Source organism: Enterobacter asburiae, from assembly GCF_001521715.1.
GTDB classification, from domain to species: domain Bacteria; phylum Pseudomonadota; class Gammaproteobacteria; order Enterobacterales; family Enterobacteriaceae; genus Enterobacter; species Enterobacter asburiae.
The window spans coordinates 545,022-570,512 of sequence record NZ_CP011863.1; the positions used below are offsets into that span (position 1 = coordinate 545,022).

The following is a 25,491-nucleotide window of genomic DNA, read 5'->3' on the forward strand; positions in this document are numbered from 1 at the left end:
TCTATTCCCTCTCCCTGTGGGAGAGGGTTAGGGTGAGGGCATCAGGCCGCACTACACCACCCACTCGCCCCCTTCAACTCCGTTCACCAGCAGCGTACGTTTTTCCCCTACAGGTAGCGACACCTTAAGCGCTTTCCACGCCGGACGATAATCCCCGCGCGCATTGACCTTCAGGTTGATGGTTGCGCCGTCACACACCATTTCCCACTCCACCCACAGCGCATTGCCGTTCTGATAGCCCCAGCTTTCGCCGTCGTCTTCAAACAGCATGCCTGAGGTTGTCCCGACGCCCTTCACCGGGAACAGCTTCAGCTCGCGGGTGTTGTCTTTTTCAGCGGACACGTGGGTAATGCGTTCGCTCAGCGGCAGACCGGCACCGGCGCGCACCAGCAGCGGCAGTTTTTCCAGCGGCGCGTCGAGGACGATCGACTGGCCGCCCGCATACCACGCGTGGGTGTAAAAATCATACCAGCCGGTGTCGTTCTCCGGCAGCCAGACGCGGCGCTCGCGCTGCCCGGCTTCGACGACGCTGGCGACCAGCAGGTCGCGGCCCAGCAGGAAGTCATCGCACTCCTCAAACGTCTGCGCATCGTGCTCGTGGTCGAGGAAGGTCGGGCGCAGCATCGGCTCGTCGTCGGCATGCGCCTGCCAGAGCAGGGTGTAGAGGTACGGCAGCAGGCGGTAGCGCAGCTCAACCGCACCGCGAATGGCTGGCGTGACGCCCGGGTACATCCACGGCTCGTTCACGGTGTGGTCATCGTTCCACGAGTGAATGGTAAAGCGCGGGTGCATCACGCCGTTCTGCACCCAGCGCACGAACAGCTCGGCGTCAGGCTTGTCGCCGGAGAAACCGCCGACGTCATGGCCGACGTTGAACAGGCCGGACAGGCTCATGCCCAGCCCCATGCGGATGTTATAGCGCAGGGTGTCCCAGCTGGTGCGGTTGTCGCCGCTCCAGGTCTGAACGTAGCGCTGCATCCCGGCGCAGCCGGAGCGGGAGATGAGATACGGACGTTTTTCCGGCGCGAAACGCTGCTGCGCTTCCAGCGAGGCGCGCATCATCAGCAGCGGCATCACCGGGCGAATGTGCTTGATGGCGATCTCCTTGCCGAAGCCAAAGCAGCGCGCTTCTCCGTCCCACACTTCATATTCGTTGTTGTCGTTCCAGGTAGAGTCGATGCCCATCTCCAGCAGCTGCGTGGTCACGCCGTTCTGCCACCACTGCACCGTCTGCGGGTTGGTAAAGTCGAGGTGCGAGCCTTCGTCATCCCAGAAGCTGGAACGTTCCGGTGCATCGGTTTCTGAATCGCGAATGAACAGGCCGCTCTCCGCCACTTCGTTATAGCGCGGATGGTCCTGCAGCAGGCACGGCTTGATGTTGGCCGCCAGCTTCAGCCCGGCGTCGTGGAAGGCCTGGCTCATCACCTTCGGCTGCGGCACCTTGTCATAGTTCCAGTTAAATACGTAGCGCTTGCCGTTGATGGAGGTATAGCCGGAGGAGAGCTGGAACGAGTCGCACGGAATGGCGTGCTCTTCGCACAGGCGGATGAAGTTCATCAGCTGGTTTTGCGCGTCCGGCGCGTCGGTGTAGTGCATGGTCGAGCCGCTGTAGCCCAGGCTCCACTTCGGTCCGAACAGCGTTTTCCCGGTCAGGCGCACGAAGGCTTTGGTGACGTCCAGCACGCGCGTGCCGGTAAAGATGTAGTAATCGATGTCGCCCGCTTCCGCCTGCCAGCGACGGTAGGCGGTGTGGTAGTTGTCGATCTCGTTGCCCAGATCCAGCCAGCAGCTGCTCAGGTTGTCGTAGAACAGGCCGTAGCTGATATCGTCGCGGCGGGCGATAGTGAACGGAATATGCTTGTAGAGCGGGTCGGTGCTGGCCGCGTTGTACCCCATGGCGTCGAGGTTGCGCATCTCATAGCGCTTGCCGTTGCGCTGCAGATCGCCCGCTTTTTCGCCAAGGCCATAGAAACGCTCGTCCTTGCGGCGGCTGAGGTAATGCGCCACGCCGTCGCCGTGGGCGTTCAGCAGGTAGGCGCTGGTTGGACGGTCGTTGACCAGCGGCTGCCACTCGCCCGCCTCATTGCGGTAGTGCCACTCCAGCCACAGCGGCTGGTGGACCGTCACGCGCAGCTGTTCGGTTGCCACGGTGAGCGTCTCATCCTGCTGCGTCAGGGTCCAGGCCGGGCAGGAGAAACCGCTTATATCGTCACGAGGGCGGCCTTCCCACGGCACGTCTTTTTCCGGCGCGATGCTCCAGGTGCGGTCCAGCGCCAGCCCGCCTTTGCGTTTGATCAGCACGCGGAACAGGTTCTCTTCCAGCACATACAGGCACAGGCGGTGCTGGTTATCGACCAGCAGTTCCAGATGGTTTGCCGACTGCGTATCAAGGGTCCAGTTTTTCAGGGTTTTCATATGCAATACATCCACTATCAGGCGCGCTTGGCGCGACGTTCAGCAATAAATGCTACCAGGAAGACAGCGCCAATCAGGTCAAAGAAGCCCATGGCAATAAAGAGCGGGTTAAAGCCGATTTTGTCGGCGGTCACCCCGATTAACAGCGAGAACAGGAAGCTGGCGATCCACGCCGCAGAGCCTCGCATGCCGTTTACGGTCGCCATCTGGCCTTTGTCGAACGACTCAACGACCAGGGCGCTCAGCATGCAGGAGATAATCTGGTGCCCGAAGCCGCCGATGGAGATCAGCACGATGGTGATATACGGGTCGCGGGTAATGGCCACGATGCCCAGCGAGATCATCAGGAACGCGCCCGTCACGGAGCTGGCAACGACCGAGTTAACGCGCGAGCAGCCGAACAGACGGGTGTACAGACGCGTCAGGTAGCCGCTCGCCACGCTGCCGAGGTCGGCGGCGAGGAACGGCAGCCAGGCAAACATCGCAATCTGCTTCAGATCCATGCCGTGCTCTTTGGCGAGGTACAGCGGCACCCAGAAGCTCAGCACCGCCCAGGCGGGTTCAGCCATAAAGGCCGGAATGGCGATACCGTAGAAGCGTTTGTTTTTCGAGACGGTTTTCAGCGCGGTCAGGAAGGGCAGTCTCACCGCAGGCGGTTCGTTGTCCTGCTTGATAAACGCCAGCTCGTCCTTGCTCAGGTTCGGGTGCTGCTCCGGGTTGTGGTAGAACGCCCACCAGAGGATCACCCACAGCAGCGCCAGCACGCCGGTAAACATAAACGCGCCCTGCCAGCCGAACGATGCGTGAGCAAAGTAGATGATAGGCGGAGCCAGCATCGCGCCGATGGAGAAGCCCACGCCAGCCCAGCCGGCGGCAACAGGTCGCTCTGATTTCGGAAACCATTCGCCGATGGTTTTGGCGTTTGCCGGGGTAGCGGCGGCCTCAGAGGCACCCATAAAGAAGCGCAGAATAGCGAGGTGCAGCCAGCTTCCGGCGCCCGCGTGGAAAATACACATCAGCGCCCAGATCCCGGCGCAGACCATAAAGCCAATCTTCAGGCCGATGACGTCAATCAGCCAGCCGCACAGGGGCTGGAAAATGGTATAGGCGATCTGGAACGCGCCGACGATCCAGGAGTATTGCTCGGTGGTGATCCCGAGGCTCTCTTTCAGTTCCGGGGCGAGGATCCCGAGTGAGTTTCGGGTGATGTAGTTAACGGTGACGCCAAGTAAGAACAGCACCAGCACGTACCAGCGCAGGTTCTTGATGACGCGACGGGTTTTGCTTGTCGCTACGGTGTTATTGATGTCCTGACTCATTTTACTCTCCACAAGACGGACGGTAAGGGGACGGAGGTTCAGGTGTCACACGGATTTTTATGCCTTTGATTTCTATCCGTTTAAAATGCCTAAGTTGGTATACAACTAGTATGGAAGTTGTGTGACAAGTTCACCTTAAGGAAGAAAATGAGTGGGCAAAAGTGGATTTTGTGCAAAATTTCTCATAACTGACATAAACCCTCTGGCATGATGGCCTTTATGTCAGCTATTGCCTGACCAATACGCTATGAAAATTTTTTCATTTCGCAAATGGAGCCAGATCACAAAATGGACAAAAGGCTAAAAATCACCGAAATCGCGGCCCGGACGCAGCTCTCGATCAGCACCGTGTCGCGGGTGCTGGCGGGAAAAGCGAATACCAGTGAAAAAGCACGCGCGAAGGTGCTGGTGTGCGCGCGAGAGCTGGGGGTGATGGACGGTATGGCGGCAGGGCGCCTGCTGCTTAATAGCCTGGTGGTTTTTGCCCCGCAGCGGGCGTTTGACGAGCGGTCCGACATCTTTTACTACCGCGTGATCCAAAGTGTGAGTAAAGGCCTGGCGTCCCACGATGTGCGCCTTCGCTACTGCGCGCTGGAGGAGAACGACAGCGACGCCCAGCTGTTTCTGGCACGCATGAACGAAGGGGATACCCAGGCGGCAATCCTTCTTGGCATCGACGATCCCCATATCCACGATCTGGCAGTGGACGTCGGTAAACCCTGCATGCTGATTAACTGCCGCGACCGGCACGTGCGTCTGCCTGCCGTCGCGCCGGATCATCGCGCCATTGGCGAGCGGGCGGCGGAATATCTGTTCGAAATGGGACATCGTGAGGTGATGAACGTGCTGTGCCTGCGCCGCTACACCATGGAGCTGCGCCTGGCGGGGATCCGCGACGCGTGGCAGTCTCACAACCTGAAATTCAACGATAAACGCGATCTGCTGGTGGTGCCCAGCTTCAGCGCGCGCGAAACGGAACAGATGGTCAGCAGCTGGCTCAGTGAAGTGCGGGGGAAGGATTTACCTACCGCGTTCCTGGTTGGCGGCGACTTCATGGCGGCGGGCACCATTAGCGCCTTACAAAACCACGGCCTGCGCGTGCCGCAGGACGTGTCGGTGATGAGCATTGACGGCTTTAACCTGGCGGCAATCCAGGATGTGCCTTTGACGGCCGTGCATGTCCCCCGCGATGAGCTGGGAACAGAAGCGGTTTATATGCTCCAGCAGCGGCTCATGCGCCCGGACGCGCCGGTGGGGACGTTACTGCTTAACGGCACGCTGGCCGTGCGGGAATCGGTACGGCGGATACGTCAGGGGAAACGACGCACCGCCGTGGAGCGGGAAGGGCTGTACGACAGTTAGACCATACCCAGCGCGCGCTTGCCGTGGATGTTGAGATCGTTCACGGTAAAGCGGTCCTGCCAGCTCTTTTCATAATCCTCGCGCGGGAAGTCTCCCGGCGACGCGCCGGTTTCCAGCGCTTCCTTGACCTTCTTCGCGTAGGCGAGGTTTTTCTCGCACATCGGCGCGGCAGGGATGTACATCACGTTGCCCCAGCCCTGCTGATTTTCCACCGGCGCGACGGAGTGGATCACATCGCAGTGCCACCACACGGAATCGCCTGCCTCGAGTGCCGGAATGCTGGTCAGCGCCTCGATCAGCAGCGGGTGCCACTTCTCGGAAACCGGCAGCACGCGCCCCGGCGACACGCCGCACTGCTCGTCTTCCGGCACGTCGTCCAGCAGCGGCCGCAGCAGTATATAGGCCATCGCTTCCGGGATGGGCACCACGTGCAGCAGCCCCTGACCTGGGATCATGTCCGACAGGGCCGTCCAGCCCTGGAAGGTCCGGAAAACGGAGCATTTGGTGGTGTTATCGACGGTGTACTCTTCCACTTCGGTACGGTGCGCGGCGTTCCACGGATCGTACTTATCGACGTTGCCGTCGAACACGCGGGCAAACACCTGCTGATAGGCCGGAAGCAGCCAGCGCTCCAGCGCGCCGGAGTCGGTATGCGCACCCAGCCCTTTCGAGGTGGTTCCCGGCGGACGGCGGCGGATACGGTCCGGGTAAATCACGCTCACGTCCGGGTTGAACCACTGCTTGCCGTTGCTCTCGAATGTCCATAAACGGTTCAGGAACGACTGCACCTGCGCCATCTCTTCGCTCTGGCGCGCCTGCATCTGCGCCTGCGACCAGTAAATCGGGTAAATCTCCGGGCGGGAGGCCGTCAGGGTGCCGAAGAAGTTATCGCCCGGACCTTTGTAGACCTCGTCAAACTTATTCAGATCGAGGTAGTCGAGCATCGACCGATCCCACGCCAGCGCCTGCTCGCGCGGGAAATGACCTTTAATGACCGCGCAGCCGCGGCGTTTAACGACTTCGCGCTGTGCGTCTGTAATCGTGCCGTTTTTCACATCCGCAAACGGGATCACCGGCCAGACGGATTCGCCTTTGTTCTTAAGAGCGTTGATTTCCGCCACGCGGGTGGCAATTTTGTCGCTGAGCTTATTAAACACCGCCTGCACGTCGCCGATCTGCGCGCGCAGCTCACGTTTTAACTGACGGATTGCCGCTTTGTGATCCGCTGGCAAAGTTTCACTGGTAAAGGTCATAACTGCCTCGCATCTTTCATTCGAAAGTAAAAATGTCTACAAGTGATACTTTAAGTTAAAAATAAGTTAATGCAAGTTTAAAAACTTGACGCAAGCCACAGGTCGGAAAAAGAGTGAGAGGCCGGAGCGACGCTCCGGCGAGGAAAGGATCAGAGGTCGAACGGGGAATGGTTGTCGAGCACGGCCTGAATGACGTTCAGCGCGCCCTGATGGTTGTTGTCGTCGGTGCCGTAGCGGCTGATTTCTTTGATGCTCTCTGCCGCGTTGCCCATCGCAAAGGAATATTTCACCAGCTTCAGCATCTCGGCATCGTTGCCGCTGTCGCCAATGGCCACGCACTCCTGCGGGGAGATTTTCCAGCGTTTCAGCAGACGACTGATGCCGTTGGCCTTGTGCAGGCCGGGGATAATCAAATCGACAAAACCAAAGCCGCTGGTGACCGGCTTCATAATGCCGTCCAGGGAGACGTGCAGTTTATCCACCAGATTAGGGATATCGCTGTCCGGCAGGTTCAGGGAGAACTTAAACAGCACGTCGTCAATTTCGCGGTAATCGCTGATGCGCTTTAAGCGGTGATAGTGCTTTGACATCAGCGCCACGAATTCTTCAGGAGCCTGGTCGCTGACCCAGGCGCTCTCCAGCCCGCAGGCCACGAAGTTCAGCCCTTTATCCTTCAGCAGTTCGCCAATCACGATCTGCGATTCATGACGCGTCAGCTCGCCGTGGAAAATCTGTTCGCCGCGATCGAACACCAGCGCGCCGTTTTCCGCCACGAAGGAGATCCTGTCTTTCAGCTCCGGAAAGAAGGAGATGAGCTGGTAATACTGGTTGCCGCTGGCGACAACGAATTCAACGTCGCGGGCTTTAAGCTGATCAAACTGTGCCTGGAAGCGGTCACGATCGTACTGCTTGGCATCATCAAGGAAAGTTCCGTCCATATCGGTGACGATAACTTTAACGGTCATACTGTGCTCCTGGGTCACTGCGTTTTGAAACATTCTAATAACAAGGTGACGGGGAGCACAAATTTAATTTCATTCGAAAGTAAAAGCAAAACGGCAACCTGGGTTGCCGTTTTTAGTATTTTCTCCCTCTCCCGTGGGAGAGGGTCGGAGTGAGGGCATCAGCGTGCGCATTTCCCCTTAAGGGATACACCGTTACAGCGTATGCTCAGTACGGGCGATAATATCGTCCTGCGCATCCGGCGACAGGGCGGTGAAGAACGCCGAGTAGCCCGCGACGCGCACCACGAGATCGCGATACTGGTCAGGATGTTTCTTCGCTTCCAGCAGCGTTTCGCGCGAGACGATGTTGTACTGTATATGCCAGCCCTTATGCACCTCGAAGAAGGTGCGCAGCAGCACCATCAGCTTCTGGCGATCGCTGTCGTTTTCCAGCGTCGACGGGTTCAGCTTCTGGTTCAGCAGCACGCCGCCGAGAATCGCTTCCGTCGGCAGTTTACCCACCGAGCCAATTACCGCCGTCGGGCCGAGGTGGTCCGTACCGGAGGCCGGGCTTGCCCCTTCCGCCAGCGGGGTGTGCGCCTTACGTCCGTCCGGGGTGGCCATCGTTGCCGCACCAAACGGCACGTTTGCAGAGATGGAAGAGGTGCCCGCGTAGTAGTTACCGCCAATCGGGCCGCGACCGTAGCGCGGGTTGTGGTACTGCTTCAGCTCTTCGATGTAGGTCTGATAGGCGCGCGTCAGCAGCATGTCCACGCTGTCGTCGTCGTTGCCGTACTTCGGCGCGCCGTTGATCAGACGCTGGCGCAGCTGCTCGTGGGTCAGCCCGTCGAAGTCATCCGCCAGCGCCGCCGCCAGCTGCTGTTGACCAATAGTGCCCTGCTCGAACACCAGCTTCTTCACCGCCGCCAGGCTGTTACCGAGGTTGGCGATGCCCACCTGCAGGCCGGAGACCCAGTCGTACTTCGCGCCGCCCTGCTTGATGCTTTTCGCGCGCTCGATGCAGTCGTCCACCAGCGCCGAGCAGAGAATATCGTGGACGTTCTCTTCCAGCATGGTGTCCACCACGTACTCAATCTCGATGGATTTGCGGGTGTAGTAGCGGATCTGGCTGTCCCACGCCGCCATCACCTCCTCGAAGTTGTCGAAGTTACCGGCGGAGAGCGCTTTTTCCTGCGGCAGGAACACCTTGCCGCTGGTGGCATCGCGCCCGCCTTCCAGCGCGGCCAGCATCACGCGGGCGAAGTTGATAAAGCTCATGCCTGTGCAGCGGTAGCCCCACTTGCCGCCCACCGCGGTTTCGATACAGCCGATGGCCGCGTAGTCGTAGGCGTCGTCTCGTTCAACGCCGAGCTTGATGAATTCCGGAATGACGATTTCATCGTTGTTGAACGCGGGCATCCCGAAGCCGCAGCGGATCACCTGCACGCAGGCGTCGAGGAAGTCGTTGCTCATCCCCGCGTGGTAACGCACGCTCAGGTTCGGCTGGGTGGAGCGCAGGCGACCGCAGGATTCCAGAATCGCGTAGGAGAGCGGGTTTACCGCGTCCATCGGCTCACCGTTGACCAGCTTCTGGCCGCCGATGGTGACGTTCTGGTACAGCGGGCTACCGGCGGAAGCCTTGGAGTGCGAGCCGGAGCGGATCTTGTTCACTTCCAGCAGCTTCAGCCAGCAGCTGTGCAGCAGCTCGATGGCGTGTTCGCGATCCAGGCTCTGGTTCAGCTCCACGTCGCGGCGGTAGTACGGATAGAGATACTGGTCCATACGCGCGAAGGAGACGGAGTGGCCGTTGGACTCAATCTGCAGGATCAGCTGAATGAAGTAGCACAGCTGCAGCGCCTGCCAGAAGGTTTTTGGCGGCTCGTGGGCAATCACGTCGCAGTTTTCCGCCATCGCCAGCAGCTCGTCGCGGCGGCTTTCGCGGGTCTCGGTGGACGCCATTTCACGCGCCAGATCGGCAAAGCGTTTGATGTGCAGGCTCACCGCTTCCAGCACGATATCGATCGCCTTCAGGAACTGGTCGCCGTGCAGGTCTTCCAGCACCGTCAGGTTGATGCGCGAGCGGCGCTCGGCCACTTTGGCGCGCAGGCCGTCGAGGCCTTTCTCCAGCACCAGCGGGAAGTTCACCGCCAGGTGCGCGTCGCCGGAGGTCATGTTGCCTTCGGCTTTGATAATGCCGGTTTCCAGCAGGCCTTTCTGCTCGTCGGTGAACATGCCGTAACAGCGATCCTGCACCGTCTGGCCGCGCCACCACGGGCAGATTTCATGCAGCACGCGCTTGTTCTCTTCGCTCACCGCAAAGCCCGCGCCCGGGCGGTCCGCCAGATCGTCGATCTCTTTCTCAATCCAGGAGACGGTGTATTCCGGGAAAATCGGCGCGGCGCGCACTTCGCTTGCCTGGTTACCGATAATCAGCTCGTCGTGTTTGATCCAGATGGTGCGTTCCGCCAGGTGATGCGCCAGCGCCAGGGCGCGGCGTACCGGGATCGGCTTGTCCATGTGCTGCTGGTACATTTCGGTGTAATGCTGCGCGCGCTCGGTACAGACCGGCGGCTTGACGATATGCACCAGCGCCGTTTTGTGCGCCTTAATGCGCTCGCTGAGGGTGTTGAGATTCAGGGTTGTCATAGGTTTATCCTCGTAAGGTCGCGGTTAACCCTTTCTGGCAGGCGTACTGCTGCGCGAAGTCCAGCAGGGCAGGGTTATCCAGCGGTTTGTCAGGGGCAGAGTAAGGTTGGCCGAGCAGGGTGTATTTGTTCATGCCCAGCGTGTGATACGGCAGAAAATGAATATCCTCGACGCCGAGCTCGTCGGCGGCGAAGTTGGTAATGGCGGTTATGGATGCTTCATCGGCGTTAAAGCTCTGGATCAGCGGCACGCGGATGGTGATTTTTTTCCCGGCCGCGGCAAGGCGTTTCAGGTTATCCAGGATCCGCTTGGCCGAACCGTCCGTCCACTGTTTGAACACGTCACCGTCGACGTGCTTCAGGTCGGCGAGGAACAGATCGACGTAGGGTAATGATGGCTCGATATAGTGCCACGGCACGTGAAGGCAGGTTTCGACGGCGGTGTGGATCCCCTGTTCGTGGCTGGCTTTAAACAGGGCGTGCGCCAGCTCAGGGTTCATAAACGGCTCGCCGCCGGAGAGGGTGATCCCGCCGCCGCTGCGGTCGTAGAAGGGTTTGTCGCGCAGTACGGTCGCCATGATCTCCTCGACCTGCTGTTCTTCACCGCAGACGGTCAGCGCCTGCGTCGGGCAGCAGTCGGTAAGGGCGTTGAGCGTGGCGTCATCAAGCTTCTCACGATGGATGACCAGCCCGTTCAGCGCGCGTTCGATGCAGCCCGGTGCCGCCTGCTGGCACAGGTCGCAGCCGTCAAGGCACAGGCGCGCGTCAAACAGCACGTCCCGGCTGCGGGAGCGGCTTTCCGGGTTCTGGCACCAGCGACAGCCCAGCGAGCAGCCTTTCAGGAACACCACGGTTCGAATACCGGGGCCATCGTGGGTAGAGTAACGCTGAATATTGAAGATCATGATTTCGCCTCTCGTGTTGCATATGAAGATTAAATGACTTTCGAATGAAAGTTATCTTGATGCAGGTCAACTACTGAGCAGGTTTTGTCGTGATAGGGTAAGTGCAGGCTAAATTTGAGGGTGACATCATGGAACTTTATCTCGACACATCTGACGTTGCGGCAGTCAAAAAGCTGGCGCGTATCTTCCCGCTGGCGGGCGTGACCACCAACCCAAGCATTGTGGCGGCAGGTAAAACGCCGCTGGACGAGCTGCTGCCGGAGCTGCACGACGCGCTGGGCGGCAAAGGCCGTCTTTTCGCTCAGGTGATGGCGACCACCGCCGAAGGGATGGTGGAGGACGCGCGCAAGCTGCGCGCCATCATTAACGACCTGGTGGTAAAAGTGCCGGTGACCGCAGAAGGGCTGGCGGCGATCAAAATGCTGAAAGCCGAAGGGATCCCGACGCTGGGCACGGCGGTGTACGGCGCCGCGCAGGGGATGCTCTCCGCGCTGGCGGGGGCAGAGTATGTGGCCCCTTATGTTAACCGCGTGGACGCGCAGGGCGGGGACGGGATCCAAACTGTTGTGGAATTACAGCAACTGCTGACGCTGCACGCTCCGCAGTCAAAGGTGCTGGCCGCGAGCTTTAAAACGCCGCGTCAGGCGCTGGACTGCCTGCTGGCAGGGTGCGAGTCCATCACGCTGCCGCTGGACGTGGCGCAGCAGTTTATTACCGCTCCGGCCGTGGATGCGGCGATCGTGAAGTTTGAGCAGGACTGGCAGGGGGCGTTTGGACGGACGTCGATTTGACGGGTGCGGCCTGATGCCCTCACCCCAACCCTCTCCCACAGGGAGAGGGAGCAAACACTAAAACGGCAACCTGAAGGTTGCCGTTTGCTTTAACCTCCGCAAACCTCACACCCCGGGTTACGCATCAGATTCATCTCGCGGAACTGGCAGGTCATCGCGTCATACATCACGATTTTCCCCGCGGCAGGCGTGCCGTAGTGCGCCAGGACTTTGATCGCTTCCATCGCCTGCAGGGAGCCAATCACGCCGACAAGCGGCGCCATCACGCCCGCCTCAACGCAGGTCAGGGCGTTCTCGCCGAACAGACGGCTCAGGCAGCGGTAGCAGGGTTCGCCTTCCGCGTACGTGAAGACGCTGATTTGCCCCTCCATGCGGATCGCCGCGCCGGAGACCAGCGGGATTTTGTGGGCAAAACAGCCCGCGTTAAGCTGGTTACGGACGGCGACGTTATCGGTGCAGTCGAGCACCAGGTCGTGCTGCGCAATCTGCGCCGACAGCGCGTCGTCATCCAGCATCGCGTCAACCAGGGTGAACTGAACGTTGGGGTTGATGCGCGCCAGCGCCGAGCGGGCGGAGTCCACTTTAGGCTGTCCAACCGTCGCGTCGCTGTGCAGCGTCTGGCGCTGCAGGTTGGACACCGATACGGTATCGAAATCCAGCAGCGTCATCCTGCCCACGCCCGCCGCCGCAAGATACTGCGCGGCGGCGCAGCCCAGACCGCCCAGACCGACAACCAGCACGCTTGCTGCTTTAAGCGCTTCCTGGCCCTCGAAGTCAAAACCGCGCAGCACAATCTGGCGGTTGTAGCGCATCATCTCCGGGTCGCTCAGCTCCACCGTCATGTCAGCCTCCGAACAGGTGGTTAAAGCGCTCTATCTCAACCCACTCGCCTGCTTCCACATTGCCGCGCTCGCGCTCCAGGACGATAAAGCAGTTGCCCTGGCTAAAGGAGCTGAAAATGTGCGAGCCCTGATGGCCGGTGGTGCTCACTTCGAGCTCGCCGTCCGCGTTGCGCGCCAGAATGCCGCGCTGGAAATCGAGACGGCCCGGTGATTTTTTCAGGCGCGTGGCGGCGCGCACGCGCTGGCGTTCAGGCAGCGGGCTGGCGCTGTTGCCGGAAAGCTTCGCCAGCAGCGGGATCGCCAGCTGGTAGAAGGTGAGTGCCGCCGAGACCGGATTACCCGGCAGGCCACAGAACCAGCTGTGTTGCAGCTTGCCAAACGCGAACGGTTTGCCCGGCTTGATGGCCAGCTTCCAGAAGGCGATCTCGCCCAGTTCTTCAAGGATGGTTTTGGTGTAATCCGCTTCGCCCACTGAGACGCCGCCGGAGCTGATGACCACGTCGGCGGCGTTATCCGCCTCGATAAACGCGGCGCGCAGTTTTTCCGGATCGTCAGGAATAATACCGAGGTTAATCACCTCGCAGCCCAGCTGCTCCAGCATCAGGTGTACCGCCAGGCGGTTGGTGTCGTAAATCTGGCCCTCCTGCAGCGGCTGGCCCGGAAGCTGCAGCTCGTCGCCGGTGGAGAAAACGGCGACGCGCACTTTACGGATAACGTCGATTTCAGCAACGCCAAGCGAGGCCAGCACCGGCAGTTCACCTGCCGTCAGCTTCTGTCCGGCGGCAAAGACCGTTGCGCCAAGGGTGATATCTTCACCCGTGCGGCGGATGTTCTGGCCCGCTTTAACGTTCGCGGTAAAACGCACGCCGTCGTCGGTCTGTGCGGTCTCTTCCTGCATCACCACGGCGTCGCAGCCGGCCGGAACCGGCGCGCCGGTCATGATGCGCACGCAGGTGCCCGCAGGCCATTCACCGCTAAACGGCTGACCCGCAAAGGCTTTACCCGCCACCGGCAGGGCGTTCCCTGTCTGGAGATCCGCCAGGCGTACCGCGTAACCGTCCATCGCGGAATTATCAAACCCCGGCACGTTAAGCGGAGAGACGATATCGCGCGCGGCAATACGGCCAAAACAGCGCACGAGGGGCACCGTCTCAACGTCATGCAGCGGGGAAATTCGGTCAAGCATCTGCGTGAGTGCCGTCTCAAGCGGCATCAGTCCGGCGGTAAAATCCATGGTGGGCTCCTGCGGAGTAACAACGAAAGCGCTCATTATGGCAGAAAAGTGCGGCTAACTGTATGACCCGATGGGTGTACGCTTTACATCACAGTTACGTCTTTCTATATTCAAAAATCATCTGAAGTTTCATCGACGATAATGATATTTATAGAAAAAGCCGCAAATCAGGCTAACGGGTGATGCGAATGGTTAATGCGGTAATCGCAATTCATGGTGGCGCCGGGGCAATCACCCGAGCACAGCTCAGTCCCGAGCAGGAAAAGCGCTATATCGACGCGCTGTACGCCATTGTGGAAACGGGCCAGAAAATGCTGGAAGCGGGCGAAAGCGCGCTGGATGTGGTCACCGAGGCGGTACGCCTGCTGGAAGAGTGCCCGTTATTTAATGCGGGGATCGGTTCGGTCTTTACCCGGGATGAAACGCACGAGCTGGATGCCTGCGTGATGGATGGCGTCACCCTGAAAGCGGGCGCCGTGGCGGGCGTGAGTCATCTGCGCAATCCGGTGCTGGCCGCGCGTCTGGTGATGGAAGCGAGTCCGCACGTGCTGCTGACGGGGGCCGGGGCAGAGGCGTTTGCCTTCGAGCACGGAATGGAACCGGTATCGTCGGATCTGTTTTCCACCGAGGAGCGCTATCAGCAGCTGCTGGAAGCCCGTTCGGCGGGCATGATGCAGCTTGACCACAGTGCGCCGCTCGATGAAACCACCAAAATGGGCACGGTCGGCGCGGTGGCGCTGGATAAGGCCGGAAACCTCGCGGCGGCGACCTCCACGGGCGGGATGACCAACAAGCTGCCCGGGCGCGTCGGCGATAGCCCGCTGCCGGGCGCCGGCTGCTATGCCAATAACGCGACGGCGGCGGTGTCGTGTACCGGAACCGGTGAAGTGTTTATCCGCGCCCTCGCGGCCTACGACATCACCGCGCTGATGGATTACGGCGGTTTAAGCCTCAGCGAAGCCTGCGAGCGCGTGGTGATGGAGAAACTGCCTGCGCTTGGCGGCGTCGGCGGACTCATTGCGGTGGATCGTGAGGGCAACGTGGCGTTGCCGTTCAACAGCGAAGGCATGTATCGCGCCTGGGGCTATGCCGGTGATGAACCGAGCACGGGCATCTATCGTGAATAAGGGGGCAGCGCGTGCCGCACAGTGAAGAACTGGACAACCGCGAAGTGCTGGCTGTCCATCAGCTCAATATTGCGTTTCAGGAAGAGCGGCAGTTCATCCCCGCAGTACAGAATTTATCGTTCACGCTCAGGCGCGGCGAGACGCTGGCGATTGTTGGCGAGTCCGGCTCCGGTAAATCGGTCAGCGCGCTGGCGCTGATGCGCCTGCTGGAACAGACGGGCGGGCAAATCAGCAGCGAGAAAATGCTTCTGCGCCGCCGCAACCGTCAGGTCATCGATTTAAATGAGCTGAGCGGTTCGCAGATGCAGGGCGTGCGCGGGGCGGATATTGCGATGATCTTCCAGGAGCCGATGACCTCCCTGAACCCGGTTTTCCCGGTCGGGGAACAAATCGCCGAGTCCATCCGCCTGCATCAGGGGCTGAGCGGCGATGAAGCGCTCAGCGAGGCCCGACGGATGCTGGAGCTGGTGCGCATTCCGGAGGCGCAGGCCATTCTGGGTCGCTACCCGCATCAGCTTTCCGGCGGCATGCGCCAGCGCGTGATGATTGCCATGGCGCTCTCCTGCCGTCCGGCGGTGCTGATTGCCGACGAGCCGACGACGGCGCTGGACGTGACGATTCAGGCGCAGATCCTGCAGCTCATCAAAGTGCTGCAGCAGGAGATGGAGATGGGGGTGATTTTTATCACCCACGATATGGGCGTGGTCGCCGATATCGCCGATCGGGTGCTGGTGATGCACAAGGGCAGCGCGGTGGAAACCGGTCCGGTTGAGCAGATTTTTCACGCGCCCGTGCATCCTTACACCAAAGCGCTGCTGGCGGCGGTTCCGCGCCTGGGGGCGATGAACGGCAGCGATTTGCCGCGCCGTTTCCCCCTGATTTCTCTCGAGGCGTCTGAGCAGCAGGAGGATGAGCGCGAGCAGGACACCGTGGTGCCGGGTAAGCCCATTCTGGAAGTGCGCGATCTGGTCACCCGTTTTCCGCTGCGCAGCGGCGTATTGAACCGCGTTAAGCGCGAAGTGCACGCGGTGGAAAACGTCAGTTTCGATCTCTGGCCGGGCGAAACGCTGGCGCTGGTGGGGGAGTCCGGCTGCGGTAAATCCACCACCGGGCGCGCGTTGCTCCGTCTGGTGGAGTCACAGGAAGGCAGCATTACCTTTAACGGTGAGCGCATTGATACCCTTCCGGACAGCAGGCTGCAGGCGGTGCGGCGGGATATTCAGTTTATTTTCCAGGATCCGTATGCCTCCCTCGATCCGCGCCATACGGTGGGGTATTCGATCATGGAGCCGCTGCGGGTGCATAACCTGCTCGACGGCGAAGCGGCACAGCGTCGCGTGGCCTGGCTGCTGGAGCGCGTTGGCCTGAAGCCGGAGCACGCCTGGCGTTATCCGCACGAGTTTTCCGGTGGACAGCGGCAGCGTATCTGCATCGCCCGCGCGCTGGCGCTAAACCCGAAAGTGGTGATTGCCGATGAGTCCGTTTCGGCGCTGGATGTCTCTATTCGGGCGCAAATCATCAACTTACTGCTGGATTTACAGCGGGATATGGGCATCGCCTTCCTGTTTATCTCGCACGATATGGCCGTGGTCGAGCGCATCAGCCATCGCGTGGCAGTGATGTTTATGGGGCAGATCGTGGAGATTGGGCCGCGAAGGGCGGTGTTTGAAAACCCGCAGCACCCGTACACCCGCAAGCTTATCGCGGCGGTACCGGTTGCCGATCCCGCGCATCGTCACGGCCAGCGCGTGCTGCTGCAGGATGAAATGCCGAGCAATATTCATAAACGCGGCGAGGCCGTGGAGCGCGTGACGCTGCGCGAGGTCGGGCCGGGTCATTTCGTGGCTCCCCCGCGTCAGGACAACGCTTTTTCGCGGTTATAACTTACAACAGGCAGGAGAACACAATGGTTACATTTGTAGCGCGTAGATGGTTGTTAGCCGCGAGCGTGACGGCAGCCCTGGCCGCTGCCCCCGCGTTCGCTGCCAAAGATGTGGTGGTTGCCGTCGGCTCTAATTTCACCACGCTCGATCCGTATGACGCCAACGACACGCTCTCTCAGGCGGTGGCGAAATCGTTCTATCAGGGCCTGTTTGGCCTCGATAAAGAGATGAAGCTCAAAAACGTGCTGGCGGAGGGGTACACCGTATCCGAGGACGGGCTGGTGTATACCATCAAGCTCAGGACCGGCGTGAAGTTCCAGGACGGGACAGACTTCAATGCGGAGGCGGTGAAGGTTAACCTGGACCGCGCCAGCAATCCGGAAAATAGCCTCAAGCGCTATAACCTGTATAAAAATATCGCCAGCACCGAAGTGGTCGACCCGGCGACGGTCAAAATTACCCTGAAAGAGCCGTTCTCCGCGTTTATCAATATCCTGGCGCATCCGGCAACCGCGATGATTTCCCCTGCCGCGCTGAAAAAATACGGCAAGGAGATCGGTTTCCACCCTGTTGGCACCGGCCCTTACGAACTGCTCACCTGGAACCAGACCGATTTTGTGAAGGTGAAGAAATTCGCCGGATACTGGCAGCAGGGGCTGCCGAAGCTCGACACCATCACCTGGCGCCCGGTGGTGGACAACAACACCCGCGCGGCGATGCTGCAAACCGGCGAGGCGCAGTTTGCCTTCCCGATCCCGTACGAGCAGGCCGCCATTTTGCAGAAAAACAGCAAGCTGGAGCTGGTCGCCAGCCCGTCGATCATGCAGCGCTACATCAGCATGAACGTCACGCAAAAGCCGTTCGATAATCCGAAGGTGCGTGAAGCCATCAACTACGCCATTAACCGTCAGGCGCTGGTGAAGGTCGCCTTTGCCGGCTATGCCACTCCGGCCACCGGCGTGCTGCCGCCGGCGATCGCCTACGCGCAAAGCTATCAGCCGTGGCCGTACGATCCGGCCAAAGCGCGCGAGCTGCTGAAAGAGGCGGGCTTCCCGAACGGTTTCAGCACCACGCTGTGGTCCTCGCATAATCACAGTACCGCCCAGAAGGTGCTGCAGTTTACCCAGCAGCAGCTGGCGCAGGTGGGTATCAAGGTGCAGGTCACCGCAATGGATGCAGGACAGCGTGCGGCGGAAGTGGAGGGGAAAGGGCAGAAAGAGAGCGGCGTGCGGATGTTCTACACCGGCTGGACGGCGTCGACCGGTGAAGCCGACTGGGCGCTGTCGCCGCTGTTTGCCTCGCAGAACTGGCCGCCAACCCTGTTCAACACCGCGTTTTACAGCAACCCGCAGGTGGACAAAGACCTGGCCGATGCCCTGAAAACCACCAAACCGGAAGAGAAAGCGCGCCTCTACAAAGACGCGCAGGATATTATCTGGAAAGAGTCACCGTGGGTGCCGCTGGTGGTGGAGAAACTGGTGTCAGCCCATAACAAAGCGTTGACCGGGTTCTACATCATGCCGGACACCGGCTTTAGCTTTGACGATGCGGATTTAAAATAAACCTCATGCTGAATTATGTTTGTAAACGCCTGCTGGGGCTTATTCCGACGCTGCTGATTGTGGCGGTTCTGGTGTTTCTGTTTGTCCATATGCTGCCGGGCGATCCGGCGCGTCTGGTTGCCGGGCCTGAAGCGGATGCCACCGTCATTGACCTGGTGCGTAAGCAGCTTGGCCTCGACCAGCCGCTGTATATGCAGTTCATCCATTATATCTGCAACGTTCTGCAGGGCGATTTTGGTATCTCGATGGTGTCGCGCCGTCCGGTGTCGGAGGAGATTGCCAGCCGCTTTATGCCGACGTTCTGGTTAACGATAGCCAGCATGAGCTGGGCGGTCGTGTTTGGGCTTGGTGCCGGGATTATCGCGGCCGTCTGGCGCAACCGCTGGCCGGACAAGCTCGGCATGGCGCTGGCGGTGACCGGCATCTCCTTCCCGGCGTTCGCGCTGGGGATGCTGCTGATGCAGATCTTCTCCGTCGAACTGGGCTGGCTGCCGACCGTCGGGGCCGATACCTGGAAGCATTACATCCTGCCTTCCATGACGCTGGGCGCTGCCGTTTCGGCGGTAATGGCCCGCTTTACCCGCGCCTCGTTCGTTGACGTGCTGAGCGAAGATTATATTCGCACCGCGCGGGCGAAAGGGGTCAGCGAGAAGTGGGTCATTCTCAAGCACGGCTTTCGCAATGCGATGATCCCGGTGGTGACGATGATGGGGCTGCAGTTTGGCTTTCTGCTCGGCGGCTCGATCGTCGTGGAAAAGGTCTTCAACTGGCCGGGGCTGGGACGCCTGCTTGTTGATTCCGTCGAGATGCGCGACTACCCGGTGATTCAGGCGGAAGTCCTGCTTTTCTCGCTGGAGTTTATTCTTATCAACTTAGTGGTGGACGTGCTCTACGCCGCCATTAACCCGGCTATCAGGTACAAGTAAGATGCGATTGTTGAACTGGCGACGTCAGGCCGTTTTAAACGCGATGCCGGGGCTAAAACCGGACCACGTCCGCACCCCGTGGTCTGAATTCTGGCGGCGTTTTCGCCGCCAGCCGGTCGCGATGACCGCGGGGCTGTTTGTGCTGCTGCTGATTGCGGTGGCGGTGATTGCGCCGTGGGTGGCGCCGTTTGATGCGGAAAACTATTTTGACTACGACCGTCTGAACGACGGACCGTCGATGCTGCACTGGTTCGGCGTGGACTCCCTCGGGCGCGATATCTTTAGCCGCGTGCTGGTGGGGGCGCAGATCTCGCTTGCCGCCGGGGTATTCGCGGTGCTGATCGGCGCGGCCATCGGCACCGTGCTGGGTCTCGTTGCCGGGTATTACGAAGGCTGGTGGGATCGTATCATCATGCGTATCTGCGACGTGCTGTTTGCTTTCCCCGGCATTTTGCTGGCGATTGCCGTGGTGGCGATCATGGGCAGCGGCATGGCGAACGTCATCATTGCGGTCGCGGTCTTTTCGATACCGGCCTTTGCCCGTCTGGTGCGCGGCAACACGCTGGTGCTGAAACAGCAGACCTTTATCGAGTCCGCCCGCAGCATGGGGGCCAGCGATGCCACCATCCTGTTCAGCCATATTCTGCCGGGTACGGTGTCGTCCATCGTGGTCTATTTCACCATGCGTATCGGCGTGTCGATTATCTCGGCGGCCAGCCTGTCGTTTCTGGGGTTAGGGGCGCAGCCTCCAACGCCGGAGTGGGGCGCGATGCTGAACGAGGCGAGGGCGGATATGGTGATTGCGCCGCACGTGGCGATCTTCCCGAGTCTGGCGATTTTTCTGACCGTGCTGGCGTTTAACCTGCTGGGTGACGGGCTGCGCGACGCGCTGGATCCGAGGATTAAGGGGTAGGTTTATTGCCCCTCACCCTAACCCTCTCCCCGGAGGAGAGAGGGGACTGCTCGGTGCGGTTTTCCCCCTCGCCCCTTTGGGATGAGGGCCGGGGTGAGGGGAATGTAATTAAACCCGGCTACCCCACAGGTCATACTCGTCCGCGTTTTCAACCTTCACGCGAATAATATCACCCGGCTTAACGTTGGTTTCGCCGTTCAGGTACACCGCGCCGTCGATCTCAGGGGCGTCCGCCATGCTGCGGCCAATCGCGCCTTCTTCGTCCACTTCGTCAACGATGACCATGATCTCGCGGCCTACTTTTTCCTGCAGACGCTCGGCAGAGATCTGCTGCTGCAGCTGCATGAAGCGGTTCCAGCGCTCTTCTTTCACCTCTTCCGGCACCTGGTCCGCCAGCTCGTTGGCGGTTGCGCCTTCTACCGGGCTGTACTTGAAGCAGCCTACGCGGTCCAGTCGCGCTTCTTTCAGGAAGTCGAGCAGCATCTGGAAGTCTTCTTCGGTTTCACCCGGGAAGCCGACGATGAAGGTGGAGCGCAGGGTCAGATCCGGACAGATCTCGCGCCACTGCTTGATGCGCGCCAGCTGGCGATCAACGGAGCCAGGACGCTTCATCAGCTTCAGGATACGCGGGCTGGCGTGCTGCAGCGGGATATCCAGGTACGGCAGAATTTTGCCTTCCGCCATCAGCGGGATCACATCGTCAACGTGCGGGTACGGATAGACGTAGTGCAGACGCGTCCAGATACCGAGCTTGGACAGCTGCTCGCACAGGCCGACCATGCTGGTTTTCACCGGCTCGCCGTTGTGGAAACCGGAGCGGTGCTTAACGTCCACGCCGTAAGCTGAGGTGTCCTGGGAGATGACCAGCAGCTCCTTCACGCCCGCGTCGGCCAGACGTTTAGCTTCCGCCAGCACTTCGCCAATCGGACGGCTCACCAGATCGCCACGCATGGACGGGATGATGCAGAAGGTGCAGCGATGGTTGCAGCCTTCGGAAATTTTTAAGTAAGCATAGTGGCGCGGCGTCAGCTTCACGCCCTGCTCTGGCACCAGGCTCAGGAACGGGTTGTGCTTTGGTTTTGGCACGTAGTGATGAACATGTTCCAGCACCTGCTCGTAGCTGTGCGGGCCGGTGATCTCCAGCACCTTCGGGTGCACTTCGCGGATCTGGTCTTCTTTGGCGCCCAGACAGCCGGTAACAATCACTTTGCCGTTTTCCGTCAGGGCTTCACCGATGGCTTCCAGTGATTCCTGAACCGCGCTGTCGATAAATCCGCAGGTGTTCACGATCACCATATCGGCGTTGTCGTAGCTTGGCACCACGTCATAGCCCTCGGTGCGCAGTTCGGTCAGGATGCGTTCGGAATCCACGAGGTTTTTCGGGCAGCCCAGGGAGACGAAGCCGATTTTCGGCTGGTGCGTAACATTGCTCATAGGTTAAAAATTCATCAATTATGGAGTTATCAGGGCGGGATTTTACAGCGTATCGCGGGGGATTTATACACTCTTTGCAAGGCGGATGACTCGGGCAGACGTTGTAACATTGTAAATAATGTTAATCAGTTAATAAAAATTGATCCCAGGCATTAAACTGTACAAAAAATGAACTTATCCTGACTATGCACAATGGCTGACAGAGGAGGAAAGAGCATGACCGTTGACAGACTTAAACGCGATCTGCTTAACAAGCTGATCAACGCCCGAATCGACCTCGCCGCGTACCTGCAGTTGAGGAAGGCGAAAGGGTATATGTCAGTCAGCGAAAGCGAACATCTGCGTGATAACCTGTTTGAACTTTGCAATTTCATGCGTGAAAAAGCACCGACCCTGAAGGCGAAATACGGCGAAAGTGAGCTGATCGCCCTGCGCCGCGCCGCTGAGGTGCTCTCCATCGCTGGGGTATGTTTGATGAATGGACGCCACGACTGCCCGAATTTTATCGCTGTTAACGCGGAGAAGCTTGAAAACTGCCTGACCACGCTCTCTCTATGCATCATGTGCCTGAACGAGCACGAGAAGCTTGAACAGCACTGACCCAGGGGGAGGCAACTCCCCCTTCTGATTAAGCTTTTGTAAAAGTGGTAACGCGGCCGGATACAGTGGCTAACCTTTATGCCATATGCCGATAAAGGAGCGCGTTATGCCTCAATCCTCGCTAATTTCCCTGCCTGCGTTGTTCATTCCGTTTTCGCTTCTTGCTGCCCCAGAGGCGGTCAAGGTCGAGGTGCTGCAAAATAAACTCGATCACCCCTGGTCTCTGCCGTTTCTGCCGGACAATCAAGGCCTGCTGGTGACCCTGAAGGACGGTCAGCTCAAACGCTGGCAGGCCGGAAAAGGGCTGTCCGATCCGATTGTCGGCGTGCCGAAGGTCTGGGCAAACGGTCAGGGAGGATTGCTGGACGTGGTCCTCGCCCCGGATTTTGAACAATCGCGCCGCATCTGGCTGAGCTTCGCCGAAGCAGGGAGCGACGGCAAGGCCGGAACGGCGGTGGGCTATGGCCGGTTAAGCGACGATTTTACGCGCATTGACGCTTTCCAGGTGGTGTTCCGCCAGATGCCGAAACTCTCCACCGGTAACCATTTTGGCGGGCGACTGGTATTCGACGGCAAAGGCTCGCTCTTTATCGGACTCGGCGAGAATAACCAACGTCCAACGGCGCAGGATCTGGATAAATTGCAGGGTAAAGTGGTGCGCCTCACCGAAGACGGAAAAGTGCCGCCGGATAACCCCTTTGTGAATACCCCCGGCGCGCGACCCGAAATCTGGTCTTACGGCATACGCAACCCGCAGGGGATGGCGATGAATCCCTGGAGCGACACGCTGTGGCTGAACGAGCACGGCCCGCGCGGCGGGGATGAGATCAACATCCCGGAGAAAGGAAAGAACTACGGCTGGCCGCTGGCGACGCACGGCATTAACTACAGCGGTCTGAAAATTCCGGAAGCCAAAGGCGAGCACGTTGAGGGCACCGAAAAACCGCTGTTCGTCTGGAAAGTGTCACCTGCCGTGAGCGGCATGGCGTTCTACAACAGCGACGTTTTCCCGCAGTGGAAAAACAAGCTGTTTATCGGCGCGCTGAAGGAAAAGGACGTTATCGTGCTGAGCGTGGACGGCAATAAGGTGACGGAGGACGGGCGAATTCTGGGCGACCGGAATCAACGAATTCGCGATGTGCGGGTGGGGCCGGACGGCTATTTATATGTGCTGACCGACGAGACGGACGGGCAGCTGTTAAAAGTCAGCCCGTCCGGTGCGTAATCAGGTGACCGGGATCATTACCACGTTGCGGTATGCCGGGCGATCGCTCAGCTGTTTTAGCCAGCGCTCAAGATGAGGGCGCGGCGTCCACTTCAGGCCCATATTGGTCAGGTTCCAGACGAACGGCGCCACGGCGATATCGCCCACGCCGAACGCCTCACCGGAGAACCAGGCGTGCTTCGCCAGTTCTTCATCCATCATCGCGAACAGATTTTCGCAGGCGTCCTGGGCGGCATGAATAGCCGGATAGTCGCGCTCGGCTTCCGGCGTACGGATAAGCCCCATCAGGATCACGCGGTGGGTGGGGGAAAGCGTCTGGTTCGCCCAGTCCATCCACTTTTCGCCCTGAGCGCGACGGGCCGGGCTTTCTACCCACAGGCGGCCCTGACCGTACTGGGCGGCGAGGTAGCGGACAATGGTGTTGGATTCCCAAAGCGTCGCGTCGGTTTCATCATCGCGCAGCAGCGGCACCAGGCCGTTCGGGTTCATGGCCAGATAGTCGGCCTCTTTGTTTACGCCGAACGACATGCCGGCCATGATTTGATTGAACGGTAAATCCAGCTCCTCGAGCGTCCAGAGCACTTTCTTAACGTTGGTCGAGTTGTTCCTGCCCCAAAGCGTAATCATATTTACTCCTGATGAGATGTGAATCCGGGTCAGCTTTCGCCATGGTGAGATAAACCTAACAATTACGCAACAGAAGACAAAAAAATCGTCTGAATCAAAGCGTATCTGAATGTTATTGCATAAACTTTAATAACTTTACCCTCGTTGGGTTTCTTTAACCGTTTTAGTGCGCTATTACTCATCGCTTCTTGCGACACGGTGATGTGACGTAATTTTTGAATGGACACTCGGGTGGCATTTATGACGCGTAAAATGACTTCTCTGCGCAGCCTTGCGACAGGCTCTGCGCTCCTTTTCCTGTTTGCACCAACTCTCTATGCAGCTGAACAGGCTGCGCCCGAAGCGCCGCCTGTGGATGCGCGCGCCTGGATCCTGATGGATTATTCCAGCGGTAAAGTGCTGGCGGAAGGGAATGCGGATGAGAAACTCGATCCGGCAAGCCTGACCAAAATCATGACCAGCTACGTGGTCGGCCAGGCGCTGAAAGCGGGCAAGATCAAGCTGGACGATATGGTCACCATCGGGAAGGATGCCTGGGCCACCGGCAACCCGGCGCTGCGGGGCTCTTCCGTGATGTTCCTGAAGCCTGGGGATCAGGTCTCCGTTTCCGATCTGAACAAAGGGGTAATTATTCAGTCGGGAAATGATGCGTGCATCGCGCTGGCCGACTACGTTGCCGGCAGCCAGGATTCTTTCATTGGCTTGATGAATGGCTACGCGCAGAAACTGGGCTTAACCAACACCACGTTCAAAACGGTTCACGGTCTGGATTCGCCGGGACAGTTCAGTACCGCGCGCGACATGGCGCTGCTTGGGAAAGCGCTGATCCACGACGTGCCGGATGAATACGCCATCCATAAAGAGAAAGAGTTTACCTTCAATAAAATCCGCCAGCCGAACCGCAACCGCCTGCTATGGAGCAGCAACGTTAACGTGGACGGGATGAAAACCGGCACCACGGCGGGCGCGGGCTATAACCTGGTGGCCTCCGCGACCCAGGGCGACATGCGCCTGATTTCGGTGGTGCTGGGCACCAAAACCGACCGTATTCGCTTTAATGAGTCAGAAAAACTGCTGACCTGGGGCTTCCGCTTCTATGAAACCGTGACGCCGATTAAACCGGATGCCACCTTCGTCAGCCAGCGCGTCTGGTTTGGCGACAAGAGTGAAGTCAATCTCGGGGCGGGTGAAGGCGGCTCGGTGACCATTCCGCGCGGTCAGCTGAAAAACCTGAAGGCCAGCTACACCCTGACCGACCCGCAGCTCACGGCGCCGCTGAAAAAAGGCCAGGTGGTCGGGACGATTGATTTCCAGCTAAACGGTAAGTCGATTGAACAGCGTCCGCTGATTGTAATGGAAGCGGTGGAAGAGGGCGGCTTCTTCAGCCGGATGTGGGATTTCGTGATGATGAAATTCCACGGGTGGTTCGGCAACTGGTTTAGCTAAACCTTATGGGTTTTCTCCCTCTCCCTGTGGGAGAGGGC

20 protein-coding genes are annotated in these 25,491 nt (G+C 59.4%); 10 read left to right on the top strand and 10 right to left on the bottom strand.

The genetic code is table 11. The features are described from left to right. Positions 1-51: 51 nt before the first annotated feature. Together ACJ69_RS02725 and ACJ69_RS02730 are read right to left on the bottom strand one after the other, a co-directional pair. Positions 52-2,415 carry a glycoside hydrolase family 31 protein gene (locus tag ACJ69_RS02725; RefSeq protein ID WP_059346387.1) on the bottom strand — a complete coding sequence of 788 codons (2,364 nt, stop codon included), beginning with the start codon at positions 2,413-2,415 and terminating at the stop codon, positions 52-54. A gap of 17 nt (positions 2,416-2,432) precedes the next feature. After that, positions 2,433-3,734, bottom strand: a complete 1,302-nt coding sequence (locus ACJ69_RS02730) for an MFS transporter (protein ID WP_023335029.1) — start codon at positions 3,732-3,734, stop codon at positions 2,433-2,435. Between the two features lie 288 nt (positions 3,735-4,022). Between ACJ69_RS02730 and ACJ69_RS02735 the strand changes: the two genes are divergently transcribed. Then, positions 4,023-5,096 carry a LacI family DNA-binding transcriptional regulator gene (locus ACJ69_RS02735; RefSeq protein ID WP_054830232.1) on the top strand — a complete coding sequence of 358 codons (1,074 nt, stop codon included), beginning with the start codon at positions 4,023-4,025 and terminating at the stop codon, positions 5,094-5,096. Here ACJ69_RS02735 and ACJ69_RS02740 read toward each other — a convergent pair. The 4 genes from ACJ69_RS02740 to ACJ69_RS02755 form a co-directional block, all read right to left on the bottom strand. Then, positions 5,093-6,349, bottom strand: a complete 1,257-nt coding sequence (locus ACJ69_RS02740) for a DUF1479 domain-containing protein (protein ID WP_059346388.1) — start codon at positions 6,347-6,349, stop codon at positions 5,093-5,095. The two genes, ACJ69_RS02735 and ACJ69_RS02740, sit on opposite strands and share 4 nt — an antisense overlap. A 149-nt stretch (positions 6,350-6,498) precedes the next feature. After that, positions 6,499-7,314 carry a Cof-type HAD-IIB family hydrolase gene (locus tag ACJ69_RS02745; protein WP_059346389.1) on the bottom strand — a complete coding sequence of 272 codons (816 nt, stop codon included), beginning with the start codon at positions 7,312-7,314 and terminating at the stop codon, positions 6,499-6,501. A gap of 192 nt (positions 7,315-7,506) precedes the next feature. Beyond that, positions 7,507-9,939, bottom strand: coding sequence for a formate C-acetyltransferase/glycerol dehydratase family glycyl radical enzyme (locus ACJ69_RS02750; RefSeq protein ID WP_059346390.1), 2,433 nt, complete (start codon positions 9,937-9,939; stop codon positions 7,507-7,509). Positions 9,940-9,943: 4 nt separating this feature from the next. Further along, complete coding sequence (locus ACJ69_RS02755) at positions 9,944-10,843, bottom strand: glycyl-radical enzyme activating protein (protein WP_059346391.1); 900 nt, start codon at positions 10,841-10,843, stop codon at positions 9,944-9,946. 128 nt (positions 10,844-10,971) lie between these two features. Between ACJ69_RS02755 and fsa the strand changes: the two genes are divergently transcribed. Next, positions 10,972-11,634 (top strand): fructose-6-phosphate aldolase, encoded by a 663-nt coding sequence (fsa, locus tag ACJ69_RS02760; RefSeq protein ID WP_029740596.1) that lies wholly within the window; start codon positions 10,972-10,974, stop codon positions 11,632-11,634. An 89-nt stretch (positions 11,635-11,723) separates the two neighbouring features. Here the strand turns inward: fsa and moeB are convergent, their stop codons facing one another. Together moeB and moeA are read right to left on the bottom strand one after the other, a co-directional pair. After that, a complete protein-coding gene (gene moeB / locus ACJ69_RS02765) occupies positions 11,724-12,476 on the bottom strand; it encodes a molybdopterin-synthase adenylyltransferase MoeB (protein ID WP_059346392.1) in 753 nt (250 codons plus the stop codon). Position 12,477: 1 nt separating this feature from the next. Then, positions 12,478-13,710: a molybdopterin molybdotransferase MoeA gene (gene moeA / locus ACJ69_RS02770; RefSeq protein WP_059346393.1), complete on the bottom strand. Its 1,233-nt coding sequence runs from the start codon at positions 13,708-13,710 to the stop codon at positions 12,478-12,480. Between the two features lie 188 nt (positions 13,711-13,898). On the opposite strand from moeA, the gene iaaA reads away from it, so the two are divergent. The 5 genes from iaaA to gsiD are packed head-to-tail and all read left to right on the top strand — an operon-like array spanning position 13,899 to position 20,121. Then, complete coding sequence (iaaA, locus tag ACJ69_RS02775; protein WP_059347803.1) at positions 13,899-14,837, top strand: beta-aspartyl-peptidase; 939 nt, start codon at positions 13,899-13,901, stop codon at positions 14,835-14,837. 11 nt (positions 14,838-14,848) lie between these two features. After that, positions 14,849-16,720 (top strand): glutathione ABC transporter ATP-binding protein GsiA, encoded by a 1,872-nt coding sequence (gsiA, locus tag ACJ69_RS02780; RefSeq protein WP_059346394.1) that lies wholly within the window; start codon positions 14,849-14,851, stop codon positions 16,718-16,720. Positions 16,721-16,743: 23 nt separating this feature from the next. After that, positions 16,744-18,282, top strand: a complete 1,539-nt coding sequence (gsiB, locus tag ACJ69_RS02785; RefSeq protein WP_045355709.1) for a glutathione ABC transporter substrate-binding protein GsiB — start codon at positions 16,744-16,746, stop codon at positions 18,280-18,282. Between the two features lie 5 nt (positions 18,283-18,287). Continuing rightward, a complete protein-coding gene (gene gsiC, locus ACJ69_RS02790) occupies positions 18,288-19,208 on the top strand; it encodes a glutathione ABC transporter permease GsiC (RefSeq protein ID WP_023310911.1) in 921 nt (306 codons plus the stop codon). 1 nt (position 19,209) lies between these two features. After that, entirely contained in the window at positions 19,210-20,121 is a 912-nt protein-coding gene (gene gsiD, locus ACJ69_RS02795) for a glutathione ABC transporter permease GsiD (RefSeq protein WP_024908682.1), read from the top strand. A gap of 108 nt (positions 20,122-20,229) precedes the next feature. Here gsiD and rimO read toward each other — a convergent pair whose 3' ends face one another. After that, the gene (rimO, locus tag ACJ69_RS02800; RefSeq protein WP_023310913.1) at positions 20,230-21,555 is read right to left on the bottom strand and encodes a 30S ribosomal protein S12 methylthiotransferase RimO; all 1,326 of its coding nucleotides are present in this window, start codon (positions 21,553-21,555) and stop codon (positions 20,230-20,232) included. Positions 21,556-21,771: 216 nt separating this feature from the next. Between rimO and bssR the strand changes: the two genes are divergently transcribed. Together bssR and ACJ69_RS02810 are read left to right on the top strand one after the other, a co-directional pair. Then, positions 21,772-22,155 (top strand): biofilm formation regulator BssR, encoded by a 384-nt coding sequence (bssR, locus tag ACJ69_RS02805; protein WP_023310914.1) that lies wholly within the window; start codon positions 21,772-21,774, stop codon positions 22,153-22,155. A gap of 106 nt (positions 22,156-22,261) precedes the next feature. Continuing rightward, a complete protein-coding gene (locus ACJ69_RS02810; protein ID WP_059346395.1) occupies positions 22,262-23,380 on the top strand; it encodes a PQQ-dependent sugar dehydrogenase in 1,119 nt (372 codons plus the stop codon). Here the strand turns inward: ACJ69_RS02810 and ACJ69_RS02815 are convergent, their stop codons facing one another. Continuing rightward, on the bottom strand, positions 23,381-24,007 hold the full coding sequence (locus ACJ69_RS02815; RefSeq protein ID WP_054830335.1) for a glutathione S-transferase family protein: 627 nt from the start codon (positions 24,005-24,007) through the stop codon (positions 23,381-23,383). A 240-nt stretch (positions 24,008-24,247) separates the two neighbouring features. Here ACJ69_RS02815 and dacC point away from each other — a divergent pair, with 240 nt between their 5' ends. Then, entirely contained in the window at positions 24,248-25,453 is a 1,206-nt protein-coding gene (gene dacC, locus ACJ69_RS02820; protein WP_059347804.1) for a serine-type D-Ala-D-Ala carboxypeptidase, read from the top strand. Positions 25,454-25,491: the final 38 nt, after the last annotated feature.